Annotated in this window: 11 protein-coding genes and 1 pseudogene; 5 read left to right on the top strand and 7 right to left on the bottom strand. The window is 71.2% G+C overall.

The features are described from left to right. Positions 1-548 precede the first annotated feature (548 nt). Genes QCN29_RS05560 through QCN29_RS05545 form a run of 4 tightly spaced genes read right to left on the bottom strand, consistent with a single transcriptional unit; the run spans position 549 to position 4,094 of the window. Positions 549-1,268: an ABC transporter permease gene (locus tag QCN29_RS05560; RefSeq protein WP_279926566.1), complete on the bottom strand. Its 720-nt coding sequence runs from the start codon at positions 1,266-1,268 to the stop codon at positions 549-551. Positions 1,269-1,297: 29 nt separating this feature from the next. Then, the gene (locus QCN29_RS05555; RefSeq protein ID WP_279926565.1) at positions 1,298-2,209 is read right to left on the bottom strand and encodes an ABC transporter ATP-binding protein; all 912 of its coding nucleotides are present in this window, start codon (positions 2,207-2,209) and stop codon (positions 1,298-1,300) included. Next, the gene (locus tag QCN29_RS05550) at positions 2,209-3,099 is read right to left on the bottom strand and encodes an ABC transporter permease (RefSeq protein ID WP_279926564.1); all 891 of its coding nucleotides are present in this window, start codon (positions 3,097-3,099) and stop codon (positions 2,209-2,211) included. The genes QCN29_RS05555 and QCN29_RS05550 overlap by 1 nt, the downstream gene beginning before the upstream one ends. After that, positions 3,096-4,094 (bottom strand): ABC transporter ATP-binding protein, encoded by a 999-nt coding sequence (locus QCN29_RS05545; protein WP_279926693.1) that lies wholly within the window; start codon positions 4,092-4,094, stop codon positions 3,096-3,098. The genes QCN29_RS05550 and QCN29_RS05545 overlap by 4 nt, the downstream gene beginning before the upstream one ends. A gap of 365 nt (positions 4,095-4,459) precedes the next feature. On the opposite strand from QCN29_RS05545, the pseudogene QCN29_RS05540 reads away from it, so the two are divergent. The 4 genes and pseudogenes from QCN29_RS05540 to QCN29_RS05525 all read left to right on the top strand — a co-directional run. Then, positions 4,460-4,573: pseudogene (locus tag QCN29_RS05540) on the top strand (M24 family metallopeptidase); the annotation flags it as partial. Between the two features lie 32 nt (positions 4,574-4,605). Beyond that, the gene (locus tag QCN29_RS05535; RefSeq protein ID WP_279926563.1) at positions 4,606-6,441 is read left to right on the top strand and encodes an SDR family oxidoreductase; all 1,836 of its coding nucleotides are present in this window, start codon (positions 4,606-4,608) and stop codon (positions 6,439-6,441) included. Then, positions 6,438-7,391 carry a MerR family transcriptional regulator gene (locus tag QCN29_RS05530; protein ID WP_279926562.1) on the top strand — a complete coding sequence of 318 codons (954 nt, stop codon included), beginning with the start codon at positions 6,438-6,440 and terminating at the stop codon, positions 7,389-7,391. Before QCN29_RS05535 ends, QCN29_RS05530 begins: the two co-directional genes overlap by 4 nt. A gap of 138 nt (positions 7,392-7,529) precedes the next feature. Beyond that, positions 7,530-8,078, top strand: a complete 549-nt coding sequence (locus tag QCN29_RS05525; protein WP_279926561.1) for an RNA 2'-phosphotransferase — start codon at positions 7,530-7,532, stop codon at positions 8,076-8,078. Between the two features lie 47 nt (positions 8,079-8,125). On the opposite strand, the gene QCN29_RS05520 is transcribed toward QCN29_RS05525, so the two are convergent. Further along, positions 8,126-9,022, bottom strand: a complete 897-nt coding sequence (locus tag QCN29_RS05520; protein ID WP_240136929.1) for an LLM class flavin-dependent oxidoreductase — start codon at positions 9,020-9,022, stop codon at positions 8,126-8,128. A 139-nt stretch (positions 9,023-9,161) separates the two neighbouring features. Here QCN29_RS05520 and QCN29_RS05515 point away from each other — a divergent pair, with 139 nt between their 5' ends. Next, the gene (locus QCN29_RS05515) at positions 9,162-10,028 is read left to right on the top strand and encodes a Cof-type HAD-IIB family hydrolase (protein WP_398859121.1); all 867 of its coding nucleotides are present in this window, start codon (positions 9,162-9,164) and stop codon (positions 10,026-10,028) included. A 163-nt stretch (positions 10,029-10,191) separates the two neighbouring features. Here the strand turns inward: QCN29_RS05515 and QCN29_RS05510 are convergent, their stop codons facing one another. Then, entirely contained in the window at positions 10,192-11,250 is a 1,059-nt protein-coding gene (locus QCN29_RS05510) for a M23 family metallopeptidase (RefSeq protein ID WP_279926558.1), read from the bottom strand. 271 nt (positions 11,251-11,521) lie between these two features. After that, a complete protein-coding gene (gene cydD, locus QCN29_RS05505; RefSeq protein ID WP_279926557.1) occupies positions 11,522-15,310 on the bottom strand; it encodes a thiol reductant ABC exporter subunit CydD in 3,789 nt (1,262 codons plus the stop codon). Between the last annotated feature and the right edge of the window lie 5 nt (positions 15,311-15,315).

Raw genomic sequence — 15,315 nt, 5'->3', positions numbered from 1 at the left:
CGACCGTCTGCTGCCCCTGTCACCCGTGGGTCAGGGGCTCCACCTCGGACCATACGACCGCAAGGCCCCGTAGACGCCCGCCGGCAAGCCGTCCGACGGGAGCTCCGACGGGAGCACGGCGCGAAGCCGCCGGAACGAGCGTGGAGCGGCAGCCCTGCCGCTCCCTCCACTGCAGGGCCTGGGGCGAGTCCCCGGGTTTGCGGGAGGGGGCGGCCCGCGCGGATGCGCGCTCGAAGCGGCCGCCCCCTGGGCAGCTCCCGGGCGGCTCCGCGGAGTGGTCGGTGGCTACTCCGCGGCCTGCCCTGCGCTGCCCCGACGAGAGCCCGACGGCCCCGCGCCCGTACTGTCCGTACCGGCGGTCACCGTCGTGCTCCTCTCCCGGTTGGTGGCCTCACCACTGTGCCGTTCCGGGCACAGCGGACGCCACCGGATTTTCCGCCCGCGACCGGACTCACTGCTCGCGGGACCCACTCCCTACGGGACCCACTCCTTACGGGACTCATTCCTCACAGGGTTCGCTTCTCACAGGGTTCAGTCCTCACACAGGCTCACTCCTCACCGGCGAGCTTGAGCACCCGCAGCTTCTGGCCTGCGTACCACGTCGCCGCGGCCGTTACGCCCACCAGCAGCGCCACCGCGGTCGGCAGGCCCACATCGGAGCCGATCAGCCCCTCGCCCGCGATCCGTTCGGCCAGCGACAGCGCCCACTGCTGGACGCTGAGGGTGCGGGCGCCCGAGACCAGACTGCCGAAGAGGGTCTCCCAGACCAGCGCGTAAACAAGCCCTATGACGACGGCATGCCGGCTGACCGTGCCCAGCAGCAGGAAGAGCGCGCTGTACGCGATCGAGGCGACGAGTGCCGCGACGGTGTACGCCATGGCCACCTGCTGGCCGTTGCCGTTGAGTATGAAACCGGCGATGCGGGTCGGCACGGCGGAGAAGACCATTGTCACCGCGATCGCCACGGTCAGCTTGGTGACGATGATCGTCGGCCGCTTCACCGGCTTGGCGAGCAGATAGACGATCGATCCGTCGTCGATCTCAGGCCCGATCGCGCCGGTGCCCGCGATCACTCCGATCAGCGGGACCATCACAGCGAGCGCGAACCCGCCGAGCACATCCGCCGCGACCTGGTCGTCCACGCCGTTGAAGGTGCGCACCGCGACGGCGATGGCGAGCAGCAGGGCGGGCAGGACGAACAGGATCGCAGCCCGCCGCCTGCCGAGCACGGCCCGATAGGTGAGCCGGGCGACTGTGGGGTTGTACATGGAAGTCACCGCTCCTTTCTGTCGGGCCTTCAGGCCGCTACGAGGTAGGAGAAGACCGACTCGAGCGACTCGTCCGAGGGCGAGACCGTGAGCAGCCGGATGGAGTGTTCGCGGGCGACCCGCGGCAGCAGTTCGGTGAACCGCAGGAAGTCGACGGCCTGGATGCGCAGCCCGCCCTCCGTCATATCGACCTCGATGCCGGCGGTCGACGGGTCGGAGATCAGCGCCGCGGCGAGCGCACGGTCGTCGCTGGACCGGACGAGATAGCGGTGCGGCCGGTCCGTCATCAGCCTGCGGATCCTGCGGAAGTCGCCCGACGCGGCATGCCTGCCGGCGACGATCACCTCGATATGGGAGGCGAGTTGCTCCACTTCCTCCAGGATGTGGGAGGAGAAGAGCACCGTGCGGCCCTCCGCGCCCATCCGCCGCAGCAGATCCATCAGCTGCATGCGCTGGCGCGGGTCCATACCGTTGAACGGCTCGTCGAGCAGCAGCACCGAGGGCTCATGGACCAGCGCGGACGCCATCTTCACCCGCTGGCGCATGCCCTTGCTGTATGTCGCGATCTTGCGGTCCTGGGCATACTCCATCTCGACTGTGGCGAGCGCCTTCTGCGCCTCCCGTTTGCCCAGCCCGTGCAGTTCCGCGTTGGCGACCACGAACTCCCGGCCGGTGAGGAAGTCGTACATCGCCTCCCGCTCGGGCACGATGCCGATCTCCCGGTAGACCGACTCACTGCGCCAGATCTGCTGCCCGTCGAGGGAGACGGCGCCGGTGGACGGGGCGAGGAAGCCGCCCATCATGTTGATGAGCGTGGACTTACCCGCACCGTTGGGGCCCAGCAGGCCGGTGACCCCGGGGCCGATGCGCATGCTGACGTCGTTGACGGCGACGACGTTCCCGAACCAGCGCGAGGCGTGGTCGATGTCGATGACGGACATCACAGACCGACCTTTCGGTAGCGGCGCATCAGGATGCCGTAGGAGCCGGCGATGAGCGCGAGGACGACGAGCAGATAGACGGCGCCCGCACCCGCACCGGGCGCGGAGGGGTCGCCTCCCGGAAAGGCGGTGGCCGCGCCGAGGAAGGCGGTCTGCACACCGTCTATGAGAGTGATCGGGGAGAACAGGCCCAGCCACTTGACGGCGCCGGTCGAGCCCGCCTCGATGGCGATGGCCTGGATGGTGGAGACCGCCCCGTAGGTGATGGTCAGCGTGGCGATCACCGCAGCGACGCCGAACCCGCGGCGCGGGGTGAGCGCGGCCATGACGAGGCCGATCCCGCCGAAGAGGAGTGAGAGCAGCCCCACCGACACCAGTCCCTGTCCCAGCTCCAGCGTCTGGTCGGACAGATCCATCTTGGCGAGCAGGGAGCCCACGTAGAGGATCAGCAGCGGGGCGCCGGTGAGGACGAACAGGGCCGTGGCCATCGCCCCGTACTTGGCGAGGACGTAGTCGACTCGCTCGATGGGGCGGGAGAAGTACAGCGGGACGGTCTTGAAGCGCAGGTCGCGGGAGACGGTCTGCGGCGCCTGGGCGGCCAGGTACAGCCCGATCACCGCCTGCATCACGATCGCGTAGCGCGTGTAGTCGACCGGCAGGTCATCCAGGTCGGTGGCGACGGCGACCGCGACGATGATGGCCGCGGGCAAGCACATCACCGCGAACAGGATCATCGGAAGGACCTTCGACTTGGCGCTGCGGCCCAGTCCGTAGGCGCCGCGGAGCGACTGGGAGTAGAGGGAGCGGCGCGCATAGGCGCGGCCGAGCCGTGTCCCTTCGTAGTTGCGGTACCCGATGTTGTGGATCTGTGTGGCGGTATCGGCGCTCATCGGGCCTGCACCTCCATGGCGTTGTCGGCCGGGCGTGCCGCCCCGTCAGGGCGGGCCGCGGCGGCGTCCGGACGGAAGACCTCGGCGATGTGGTGGCGGCGCTGCTCCATGCGTACGAGGCCGAGGCCGAGTTCGGCGACGGCGTCGCGCACGATGTCGTATGTCTCCTCACCGGCAGCTTCCAGCAGGAGGATGTGACCGGCTCCGGGCAGACCCTCCTCGAAGCCCGCGTGCAGCGTCACTCCGGCGGCGGTGAGCGCCTCGCGCAGGGCCGACGTGCCGTCGGGGCAGACGTCGGAGTCGGTCACCTCGACGGCGAGCGTCGCCGTGGCCTGGGTGAAGTCGCTGGTGGAACTGGACCGCAGCAGCGTGCCGCCGTCGATGACGACGACATGGTCGCAGGTGCGCTCCAGCTCGCCGAGGAGGTGCGAGGTGACGAGGACCGAGATGCCGAAGTCGGTGTGGACGCGGCGGATCAGTCCGAGCATCTCGTCACGGCCGACGGGGTCGAGGCCGTTGGTCGGCTCGTCCAGAAGGACGAGCTTCGGGTCGTGGACGAGGGCCTGCGCGAGCTTGACGCGCTGTTTCATGCCGGTCGAGTAGCCGCCCATGGGGCGGTACCGCTCCTCGTAGAGACCAACGTGGCGCAGCGTGTCCGCGGTGCGCTCACGGGCGGCGGTGGGAGGCAGTCCGGACATGCGCGCCATATGGACGACGAACTCCGTCGCCGAGACGTCGGGCGGCAGACAGTCGTGCTCGGGCATATAGCCGACCTGCTCGCGGATGGCGGCGCCGCTCGTGGCGACGTCGAGGCCGAGCACCGAGGCCCGGCCTTCCGTCGCGGGGGACAGACCCAGCAGGATCTTGATCAACGTGGACTTGCCGGCTCCGTTGGCGCCCACCAGGCCGGTCACACCGGGGCCGATGTCCAACGAGAGCCGGTCAAGAGCGGTCACTCTGGGGAACCGCTTGCTCAGGCTTTCGGTCGCGATCACAGTCACACCTCGACGGTAGTGGCGCAGGACACAGGGGTCGTCAGCCTCGGCGGCTGGTTCCGGATCCGACTCGAGACGTAGAGGCCCGTAGGGGGCTACGACCTAAGAAAGCACAGCCATGCGACTTTCGTGGGTTGTCCACAGGCGGGCCCGGCGGAGGCGGGGAGGGTTTTCCACAGGGCGTGCAGCGCTCTTGACGTCGCCGTCAGGCATTGTCACATTCGTCAGTGTCAAGTTACGTCGGGTGTACCGCTCAGGGACGGACGGTGGTTGGCCTTGGCAGTGGCAAGCGAACTGACCCCGGATCTGCGGGGTTTCAGAGATGTCCGGCGTCTCGCGTATGACTGCGGGGAGGCGGTCGCGTCGGCGCGAGGTTCGAGGAGATCCTGGTGGTCACCGACTCCCGGGATCCGGAGCAGAGCGCGTTCTGGCTGGATGACGATCTGCCGCATGTGCGGCGTCGACGGGAGGACATCTGATGGCGGGCGTGCGAGCAGGGGAGGAGCCGAGCATGTCAGGGGCGTCGTTTTCACGGGGGCCGTCGGACCTGCCGGAGGGGTCGCGGCTGCCGGGGGCGCGGGAGCGCTGGGTGCGTACGGGCGGGGTGGAGCTGTGCGTGGCGGAGCTGGGAGACGCCTCCCACCCGTCCGTCGTGCTGCTCCACGGGTACCCGGACACCAAGGAGGTGTGGTCCAGGGTCGCCGAGCGGCTGGCGGACCGCTTTCATGTCGTGCTCTACGACGTCCGGGGGCACGGCCGCTCGACCGCGCCGGTCCCGCTGCGCGGCGGCTACACCCTGGAGAAGCTCACGGATGACTTCCTGGCTGTCGCGGACGCGGTGAGCCCGGGCCGGCCGGTGCATCTGGTCGGGCACGACTGGGGCTCGGTGCAGGCGTGGGAGTTCGTGACGGTCAGCAGAACCGAGGGCCGTATCGTGTCCTTCACCTCGATCTCCGGCCCTTCGCTCGACCATTTCGGGCACTGGCTGAAGAAGCGGATGAGGCGTCCCACGCCCCGGAGGGTCGGACAGCTGCTGGGCCAGGGCGTCAAGTCCTGGTACGTGTACGCGCTGCACACCCCGGTCCTTCCGGAGCTGGCCTGGCGGGGGCCGCTGGGCAAGCGGTGGCCCGCACTCGTCCAGCGGGTCGAGAAGACGTCGGGGGACGACTACCCCACGGCTTCATTGCCGATGGACGCCGCGCACGGGGCATGGCTGTACCGGGACAACGTCCGTGCCCGGCTGCGCCGGCCGAGGGCCGACGCCTTCGCTCATGTCCCCGTTCAGCTCATCACGCCGAACGGGGACGCGTTCCTCTCCGAGCGGCTCTACGACGATCTGGGCGAATGGGCACCGCAGTTGACGCGCCACACGCTCGCCGCCAAGCACTGGGCGCCGCGTAGCCGACCCGATCAGCTGGCGGCCTGGATCGCCGACTTCGTCTCCGCGCACGAGGCGGGAGCCGGTTCCGGCGGTCCGTCGGCCGTGCCGGTCGTCACGCGTCCGACGGCAGGCCGGCCCTCTGCCGAACGGTTCGGCGGACAGCTGGTGCTGGTGACCGGGGCGGCGAGCGGCATCGGGAGGGCTACGGCCTTCGCGTTCGCCGAGGCCGGAGCACGGATCGTGGCGGTCGACCGGGACGGCGAGGGGGCGGCCAGGACCGCGGAGCTGACCCGGCTGATCGGAGCCCCCGACGCCTGGGGCGAGACGGTGGACGTCAGCGACGAACAGGCCATGGAGAAGCTCGCGGAAAAGGTCGCCGCCGAGTACGGCATCGTGGACGTGCTGGTCAACAACGCGGGCATCGGCCTCTCCGGCCCCCTTCTGGAGACGACGGCCGAGGACTGGCGCGCGGTCCTCGACGTCAATCTGTGGGGCGTGATCCACGGCTGCCGGATATTCGGCAGGCAGATGGCGGAGCGCGGCCAGGGGGGCCATATCGTCAACATGGCCTCGGCCGCCGCCTATCTGCCCTCCAGGACGCTGCCCGCCTACAGCACCTCCAAGTCCGCGGTGCTGATGCTGAGCGAGTGTCTGCGTGCGGAGCTGGCCGGGAAGGACATCGGCGTCACGGCTGTCTGTCCGGGTTTCGTCAACACCAACATCACCTCAACGGCCCGCTTCGCCGGGGTCGACGCGGCGGAGGAGAAGCGCCGCCAGAGGAAGTCGGCCCGACTGTACGCGCTGCGCAACTATCCGCCGGAGAAGGTCGCCACGGCCGTACTGCGAGCCGTACTGCGCAATGAGGCGGTGGCGCCGGTGACACCGGAGGCGCGCGGGGCACTGCTGCTGTCCCGCTTCGCGCCGCGTGTGCTGCGCGCGATGGCACGCTGGGAGCCCCGGCTGTGACGGCGGGGCAGTCGACGCAGTCCGGCGCCGAATACCGGATCGAGGATCTGGCACAGCGCAGCGGCGCCACGGTTCGCACGATCCGGGCCTATCAGGACCGCGGGCTGCTGCCGAAGCCTGAGCGGCGCGGCCGGTCCAATGTGTACGGTGCCGCTCATCTCGCCCGGCTGCGCCAGATCGCGGATCTGCTGGACCGCGGCTACACCCTTGCCTCCATCAAGGAACTGCTTCAGGCGTGGGACACCGGCCGCGGACTCGGCGGGGTGCTGGGGCTCGTCGCAGAGGTACAGGGCCCCTGGTCGGACGAGGAGGCGACCCGGATCACCCGCGCGGAGCTGGATGCCAGGTTCGGCGGTGAGCCGGACGATGAGGCGGTGGCGGATGCGATGGAGCTGGGCGTCCTGGAGCCGGCTCCGGGGAGGGACGATGAATTCCTGGTACCCAGCCCCCAGGAGCTTGCGGTGGCGGTGGAGTTGTATGCCGCGGGTGTGCCGCTCTCCGCGATCTCCGGGCATCTGAGGGAACTTCGCGGTCAGGTCGAGCACATCGCCTCCCGCTTCCTGGAGTTCACCACGGAGCATGTCTTCGCCCGCTACCTGGGGCACCGGCCTCCGACGGACGCGGATGCGGCCGAGGCCGCAGCCCTGGTGCGGCGGCTGCGCCCGCTGGCCCAGCAGACCGTGGACGCCGAACTGGCCCGCGCGATGCGGTTGTTCGCCACGCGCCACCTTCAGCAGCATCTGCGCCCGGACGGCCCGCCGCCCATGGAGTCGGGGCCGCGGGCGGTGGCCCTGCCCCCGGAGACGATACGGGCCGTACAGGGGCTCGTTGGCGACGAGAACACAGCCGCGTTCATCGCGGCTGCCGCTGAACGGGAGGTGAAGGCAAGGACATTGGACACTCTGACCGCAACAGGGCGCTGTCCACCGGATGGTTGCCAACAAGCCTGAATCCTGGTCGCGTTGTCCACAGAAAGTCCAAAAGGCCTGTGGATAAGTCGGGTTGACTGTGGATCAAACCTTTTCGATCACCTGCATTGATTGAATTCTGAGTGGCGAGCCGTCTCGGCCGCCGGGCAGGCTAATGGCATGAGCACGACGCCACAGCGCACCGTGAAGGTGTCGAAGTACCTCTCCAAGCATCTGCGCCATCGACCGGACCGCATCGGCATCGCACTTGACGCACAAGGCTGGGTGGAGATCGACGAGCTGATGCGGGCCGCGGCCGCCCACGGCTTCCCCTTCACCCGATCCGAGCTCGACCATGCCGTCGCCGTCAACGACAAGCAGCGTTTCACGGTCCGGGATGGGCGGATCCGGGCCAACCAGGGCCATACCGTCACCGTCGACCTGGACCTGCCCATCGCACAGCCACCCGGGTGGCTCTACCACGGCACGGTGGCCCGCAACCTGCCCGCCATCCGCACCGAGGGCCTGCTTCCCATGCGGCGCCACCATGTCCATCTCTCACCCGACCGGGAGACCGCCACCGCGGTGGGCGCCCGCCGCGGACGGCCCGTCGTCCTGTCCGTGGACGCGGACGCGATGCACCAGGCGGGTCATGTGTTCCACGTCAGCGCCAATGGCGTCTGGCTGACCGACGCCGTGCTGCCGGAGTTTCTGCGCCTCGCCGAATGAGCCCCGGCTGCCGGCGCCGGACCCGCACGGCTCGGCCGGCCGTCGCCTCAGGCGAGCTGCGCCGGCGCCTCCGCGGCGATCCGCTCGAAGACCGCCTGATCCGCCGAGAAGTCCGAGTCGGGAATCGGGCTGTGGACGGCGATCTCCGTGATGCCCAGAGCGAAGTGCCGACCGGCGAAGTCGACGAAGGCGTCCAGCGACTGCAGCGGGCCGCCGCGATCCGGGGTGAAGCCGGTGAGGAGGACCTTGTCCAGCTCGGCGGAGTCGCGGCCGATGTCCGCGCACGCCTTGTCGAGCTTGTCGATCTGGCCGCGGATCGCCTCGCGGGACTGGGCCGGGGTGCCCGACTCGAACAGCTTGGGGTCCCCGGTGGTGACCCACGCCTGTCCATGCCGCGCGGCGAGCTTCATCCCCCGTGGTCCGGTCGCCGCCACGGCGAAGGGCAGCCTCGGCCGCTGGACGCAGCCGGGAATGTTGCGGGCCTCCACCGCCGAGTAGAACGTCCCGTCACTCGTGACGGCGGGCTCGCTCAGCAGCCGGTCCAGCAGCGGAACGAACTCTGCGAACCGGTCGGCCCGCTCGCGCGGAGTCCATGCCTCCTGGCCCAGCGCCGTCGCGTCGAAGCCCATCCCGCCCGCGCCGATCCCCAGGGTGATGCGCCCGCCGGATATGTCGTCCAGTGAGATCAGCTCCTTCGCCAGGGTCACCGGATGGCGGAAGTTCGGCGAAGTGACCAGCGTGCCGAGACGCAGTCGCTCGGTCGCGGCGGCCGCGGCCGTCAGCGTGGGGATCGCGCCGAACCAGGGGCCATCGCGGAACGAGCGCCACGACAGGTGGTCATAGGTGTACGCGGTGTGGAAGCCGAGCCGCTCGGCGCGCAGCCACTCGTCACGGCCGCCCTCGTGCCAGCGTCGGACGGGGAGGATCACGGTGCTCAAACGCATGACGTCGAGCGTACGGGGTCCCACGGACACGCTCCCATGCGGCACACGAAACCCCAGGTCCCCGCTGCCCCCAGAGGGCTCGCACTCAAATGTGCAACCGGCCGCACGCCCGTGCGCCCTCATACGGGAGAATGGATCTGTGATCCCAGACACTGTTCCCGCCCCGCTGTCCGCCACGCCCCGGTTGATCGCCACCGATCTCGACGGAACCCTGCTACGCGACGACAAATCGGTCTCGGAGCGTACGATCGCCGCCCTCGCGGCCGCAGAGGAGGCCGGGATCGACGTCTTCTTCGTCACGGGCCGCCCCGCCCGCTGGATGGACGTCGTCAGCGCGCATGTGCACGGCCACGGACTGGCGATCTGCGCCAACGGAGCGGCGGTGGTGGATCTGCATGCGGGCGGCGAGCTGCTGAAAGTCCGTGCGCTTCAGAGGGAGCACGCGCTCAGCGTCGTACAGACACTGCGCGACGCCGCGCCGGGCACCTCGTTCGCCGTCGAGCTGACGACCGGAATCCATTACGAGCCGGAGTACCCCCCGTTCCATACGGACCCGGGGGCGACGGTCGCCGCCGCCGAGAAGCTGCTCCAGGAGGACCCGTCCGGCAGCAGCGCTCCGATGCTCAAGCTCCTCGCCCATCACAGCGAGCTGTCCCCCGACGGCTTCCTCACGCTGGCTCGCACGGCGGCGGGAGAGCTCGCGTCCTTCACCCGCTCCAGCCCCAGCTCCCTGCTCGAAATCAGCGGGCTGGGCGTGAGCAAGGCGAGCACGCTCGCGCTGTGCTGCGCGGAGCGCGGCATCTCCGCCGATGAGGTGGTCGCGTTCGGGGACATGCCCAACGACGTGGAGATGCTGGCGTGGGCCGGGATGTCCTATGCGATGGGCAACGCCCATCCGGAGGTGACCGCGGCGGCGTCCGGACGGACGGTGGCCAACAACGACGACGGCGTCGCGGTGGTGATCGAGGAAATCCTCGCCGACCGCGCCCGGAGCACGGCGGGCTGATCTCATCGCCGCGGCCACGCGGTTCGGCCCGCACCCTTGAGTCAGCCCGCCCAGCCCGTCGCCCCTGGGCCGACGCCTTTACCGCGCTCTGCCGGTCCCATGCACCTGAACCGGCCGCGCCCGGCCGGTCGGCCCGCTGCCGCTGCCGCTGCCGCTGCCGCTGCTACAGCGTCACCCCGCGCTCCCGCAGCCACCACACCGGGTCCACGCCGGAGCCCAGGTGCGGGGTGAGCCGTACCTCGAAGTGCAGATGGGGGCCTGTCGAGTTGCCTGTGGTCCCCGCCTGCCCGATCTGCTGACCGGTCGCCACCCGCTCCCCCTGCTCGACGGTGACCGCCGCCAGATGCGCGTACTGCGAGTAGTAGCCTCCCGTGTGCTCGACGATCACTTCGATGCCGAAGCTGCCGCCGCAGGACACGGAGACCACCCGCCCCGCGCCGATCGACCGCACCGGGGTGCCGATGCCGACGGCGAAGTCCTGCCCGGTGTGCCGGTGCGCCCAGCGTTCGCCGACGCTGTCGAAGCCCGCGGACAGCTCATAGTCCTCCACAGGCGGCACCCACTCGACGCCGCTCGGCACATCCGCGCTCTGCTCGAGCTGTACCGCGCCCGCGCAGGCGCCGGCCGCGACGCTGCGGTCTGCCTCCCCCTGGAGCTGCCACTGCGCGGCCTCCAGCTTGGTCTCGATGTCCTTCTTGATCGCCGCCAGCCGGTCCCTGCGCTCCTTGAGCCTCCGCCAGGCCGCTCTGGCCGTCTTCTCGGCCGCTGCAAGCCGGCGCTCGCCCTGCCTGGCGCGTTGCAGCAGCTGGTTGACGGCCAGTTCGGCCTGCCAGACCAGCCGCCGGGCTCGCATGAACTCCTCCGGGCTGCTCGCCATCAGCAGATGGGCGGCGAGCGCGAGCGGTCCTCCGGTTCGGTACTGGTCGCGGGCGACTCCGCCGATCTGATCGTGGAGGGTGGCGAGGTGACCACGCTGTCTCTTCAGCTGCTCCTGGAGGTGCAGAGCCCTGGTGCGCTGTGCGTCGGCGGCGCGTCTGCCCTTCTCGTACACCAAGGTGGCCTGCGCCGCCTCGTCGAAGAGCCGCGCCACCTCGGCGCTCGTCGTGGTGTCCGGCCCGTCGGAGGCGTACGCGGCCGGCGCCGCCGCACTCGCCGCAGTGCCGAGGAGCACGCACAGCACCGCCGGGACGAGCATCAGCCGGTCGCGGTGGATCAAGCGCATTCCCGGATCGTCCCCCGTGGTCCAAGGGTTCCGTGGTACCTGTGCGGTGTGTGGGGCACGGTACGACCGGCTGGCCCAACCTCCCGCCGCCAGCGAGCCTCCTGCGGCAGCAACCGCATCGCCTCCAGCAGCTGCGGCATGCGCGCGGTCAGCTCGGTGGACAGGCCCGGAAGGCCGCGGGTCGCCGCGGGCGCGGCTTCGAGCGGATCATCGTTCGGCTCGGTTCACCGTCGTGACCTTCAGTCAGAAACGTCCGATTCGACGAGAAAAGTCAGCCTCTTGCGCCCGCACCTGCCATGACGCCGGGGGCGGGCGGGCCGGCGAGCAGATCAGCGGCCCGCTCGCGCTCCAGCATCCGGCGCAGCGGCCCGTCCGCCGAGGCCAGCTGCTCGTACGTGCCGCGCTGCACCGTCCGCCCCTCGTCCAGGACCACGATCTCGTCCACCTCCTCCAGCCCCTGCAGCCGGTGGGTGATCAGCAGGGTGGTGCGGCCTTCGGTCGCGCTCAGCAGATCCCGCGTCAGCGCGTCCGCCGTCGCCAGGTCCAGGTGTTCGGCAGGCTCGTCGAGGACGAGCACGGGGAAGTCGGCGAGGAGCGTCCTGGCCAGGGCGAGCCGCTGCCGCTGGCCCCCGGAGAGCCGGGCCCCGTGCTCGCCGACCAGAGTGTCGAGACCGTCCGGCAGGGTGTCCGCCCACGCGAGGAGCCGGGCCGCGGCCAGGGCCTCGCGCAGCTCCGCCTCGCTCGCGTCCGGGCGGGCGAGCCTGAGGTTCTCGCGCAGCGAACTGTCGAAGACATGGGCATCCTGTGCGCACAGGCCGACGAACCGCCGCACCGCGTCCCCGTCGAGGGCACGGGCGTCCACACCGCCGAGGCGGTATGCGCCGTCCCGGGCGTCCAGGAAGCGGAGCAGCACCTGCGCGGCCGTGGTCTTGCCGGAGCCGGAGGGCCCGACCACGGCGACGCGCCGACCGGGGGTGAGCAGCAGGTCGAAGCCGTCGAGGGCGCTCTGCCGCTGCCCGGGATGCCGGGCGGTCACCGACCGCAGTTCGAGAGGGAAGGGCGAGGCGGGCGGCGCGGCGGGGTGCTGGGGCTCGGCCACGGGCACGGGCGCGTCCAGCAACTCGTGGACGCGCGCGGCGCTGTGGGCGACGCGCTGTCTGTGCTGCACCGCCGCGGGAAGCCCGGCGACCGCCTCGAACGCTGCGAGCGGAACGAGCACGACGACCGCGAGGGCCACTCCGTCGAGCCGACCCTCGCCCACCGCCCGTACCCCGGCGAGTGCTGCCCCCGCTGTCGTGAGTCCGCAGATCAGTGCGGACAGGCCGCTGCCGAGCCCGGCTGCGGCGGCTCCGCGGGCGGCGATGCGGGTCAGCTCACGGTCCGCCTCCCGCGCCCTGCCGAGCCGCTCGCGCAGGGCGGCGCCGGCGACCGTCAGCTCGGCGGTGCCGCGCAGCAGATCGACGACATGGACGGTCAGCGCCCCGCGGGCGGGGGCCAGCCGCCGCTCGGCGCGGCGCGCGAACGCCCCGCTGACCAGAGGGACCGCAACCCCGGCAGTCAGCAGCCCGCCGGCGAGCACGGCCCCCGCCTCGGGCAGCAGCCACGCCGTGAAGCCGACCGAGCCCGCGCCGACGGCCAGTGCCGCCCCGGCGGGCAGCAGCCAGCGCAGCCAGTAGTCCTGCAGTGCGTCGACGTCGGCGACGAGCCGCGACAGCAGATCGCCCCGGCGGCTGCGGCGGAGTCCCGCGGGCGCGATCCGCTCCAGCCCGCGGTAGACGGCGACCCGGGTCTCGGCGAGCATCCGCAGCACGGCGTCGTGCGAGACGAGCCGCTCCGCATAACGGAAGACCGCCCGGCCGATGCCGAAGGCCCGCGTCGCGGTGACGGCCACCATCAGATAGAGCACGGGCGGCTGCTGGGAGGCCCGTGAGATCAGCCATCCGGAGACGCCCATCAGACCCACGGCCGATCCCAGCGCCAGGCTCGCCAGCAGCAGCGCGAGCCCGAGCCGCCCCCGCAGCCCGGCTGCCGCGTCGCGTATCCGCGCGAACGGGTCCCGGTGACCGCGCCCGGGTCGACCGCCCCCGGGGCGCTCGCTCTGCCCATCGCCCGTATACCGGGCTGCGGCACGCGTGGCGGCGCCCGTCCGCCCCGCCGCCGCAGACAGTTCTTCCGTCGTACGGTGGCCGGTGGCCGGTTCCGGCTGCGCTGCCGCATCCGGGTCCATGCCCGGTTCCGGCGCCCGGAGTCGGCCCCTTACCGGCACGGACGGCGATGACGCATCGGCGGAGTCCGGTCCGGGGCACGGTCCGCGGTGCGGCTCCACCTCTGCCTCCGCCTCCGCCTCCGCCTCCGGCATCGGCATCGGCATCGGGCACAGCCCAGGGCAGGGTCCCGAGCACGGCTCAGCACAGGCTTCCGCGCGCGGCGGCGGGCCCAGTGCCACCACCCGGTCGGCGACCGCGAGGAGGGCGGGGCGGTGGACGACCAGCAGGACCGTACGCCCCCGGGCCAGCCGACGCACCGCTTCGACGACGGCCTCCTCGGTCGTACCGTCCAGCGCCGCTGTCGGCTCGTCGAGCAGCAGCAGCGGACGGTCCGCCAGAAACGCTCTGGCCAGGGCGAGCCGCTGCCGCTGGCCGGCCGAGAGGCCCGCGCCGTCCTCGCCGATCCGGGTGTCGACGCCCTGGGGGAGTGCGGCGACGAACTCCTCGGCCCCCGCGTCCGCCAGCGCCGACCAGACCTCGGCGTCATCGGCGTCCGGCCTCGCCAGACGTACGTTCTCGGCGACCGTCCCGGCGAAGAGATACGGTCGCTGCGGCACCCAGGCGATCTGCTCGCGCCAGCGGTCCAGGTCCAGCCCCGCCAGATCGGCCCCGGCGACCCGCACCCGCCCCTCGGACGGCTCGGTGAACCCGAGCACCACATCGAGCAGCGTGGACTTGCCCGCCCCGCTCGGCCCGACCAGAGCCACGGTCTCGCCCGGCTCCACCACCAGCGAGGCACGCATCAAGGACGGTTCTGCCCACCCCGAATGCCGGACGGTCACCTCCTCAAGCTCCAGCCGGATTCGGCCGGGCGCCTGCCCGGCGCCGCCGCGCCGAGGCTCGGTCTGCAGTACCCGGAAGATCTCCTCCGCCGCCGAGAGCCCTTCCGCCGCCGCGTGGTAGTGCGTCCCGACCTGACGGATCGGCAGATATGCCTCCGGGGCCAGGATCAGAATCACCAGACCCGTATGGAGATCCAAGTCTCCGTGCACCAACCGCATTCCGACCCCGACGGCCACCAGCGCCACCGACAGCGTCGACAGCAGCTCCAGAGCGAACGACGAGAGGAATGCGATGCGCAGCGTGCGCAGGGTGGCGCGCCGGTACTCCGAGGTGATCGCCCGGATCGACTCGGCCTGTGCCTTGGCCCGTCCGAAGACCTTCAGTGTGGGCAGCCCGACGACCACATCGAGGAAGTGACCCGACAGTCGGGAGAGCGTCCGCCACTGACGGTCCATCCGGGATTGTGTGGCCCAGCCGATGAGCACCATGAACGCAGGGATCAGCGGCAGCGTCCCCACGATGATGGCCGCCGATACCCAGTCCTCGGTCACGATGCGCGCCAGCACCGCGACCGGAACGACCAGGGCGAGCCCCAGCTGGGGCAGATACCGCGCGAAGTAGTCGTCCAGCGCGTCCACCCCGCGGGTGGCGAGCGCGGCCAGCGAACCGGTCCGCTGACGGCCCGCCCAGCCGGGGCCCAGCGCCGCGGCCCGCTCCAGCAGCAGTGCCCGCAGCTCCGACTTGACCGCCGCGCTCGCGCGATGTGCTGCCAGGTCGGTCAGCCAGGCGACCAGGGCGCGGCCTGCCGCCACCGTCGCCAGCAGCGACAGCGGCAGTCCCAGTGCCGAGACCGACAGCCCACGCTGAAACGCCCCGACCACCACTTCGGCGATCAGCATCGCCTGGGCGACGACCAGTCCGGCGCCGACCAGGCCGAGCACCACCACCGCGGCAAGGAAGAGCCGGGTGGCCCGGGCGTACCGCAGCAGACGCGGGTCGATCGGTTTCACGTGAA

The organism is Streptomyces chengmaiensis (assembly GCF_029846775.1).
Classification (GTDB): Bacteria; Actinomycetota; Actinomycetes; order Streptomycetales; family Streptomycetaceae; genus Streptomyces; species Streptomyces chengmaiensis.
The sequence above is the reverse complement of the archived record's forward strand: the minus strand, read 5'-3'. Positions and strand labels throughout refer to the sequence as shown.

Bases quoted from the DNA above. Each gene is read 5' to 3' on its own strand.
- QCN29_RS05535 (WP_279926563.1), top strand. From the start codon at position 4,606: ATGTCAGGGGCGTCGTTTTCACGGGGGCCGTCGGACCTGCCGGAGGGG.
- QCN29_RS05555 (WP_279926565.1), bottom strand. From the start codon at position 2,209: ATGTCCGTCATCGACATCGACCACGCCTCGCGCTGGTTCGGGAACGTC.
- QCN29_RS05525 (WP_279926561.1), top strand. From the start codon at position 7,530: ATGAGCACGACGCCACAGCGCACCGTGAAGGTGTCGAAGTACCTCTCC.
- QCN29_RS05560 (WP_279926566.1), bottom strand. From the start codon at position 1,268: ATGTACAACCCCACAGTCGCCCGGCTCACCTATCGGGCCGTGCTCGGC.
- QCN29_RS05550 (WP_279926564.1), bottom strand. From the start codon at position 3,099: ATGAGCGCCGATACCGCCACACAGATCCACAACATCGGGTACCGCAAC.
- QCN29_RS05510 (WP_279926558.1), bottom strand. From the start codon at position 11,250: ATGCGCTTGATCCACCGCGACCGGCTGATGCTCGTCCCGGCGGTGCTG.
- QCN29_RS05520 (WP_240136929.1), bottom strand. From the start codon at position 9,022: ATGCGTTTGAGCACCGTGATCCTCCCCGTCCGACGCTGGCACGAGGGC.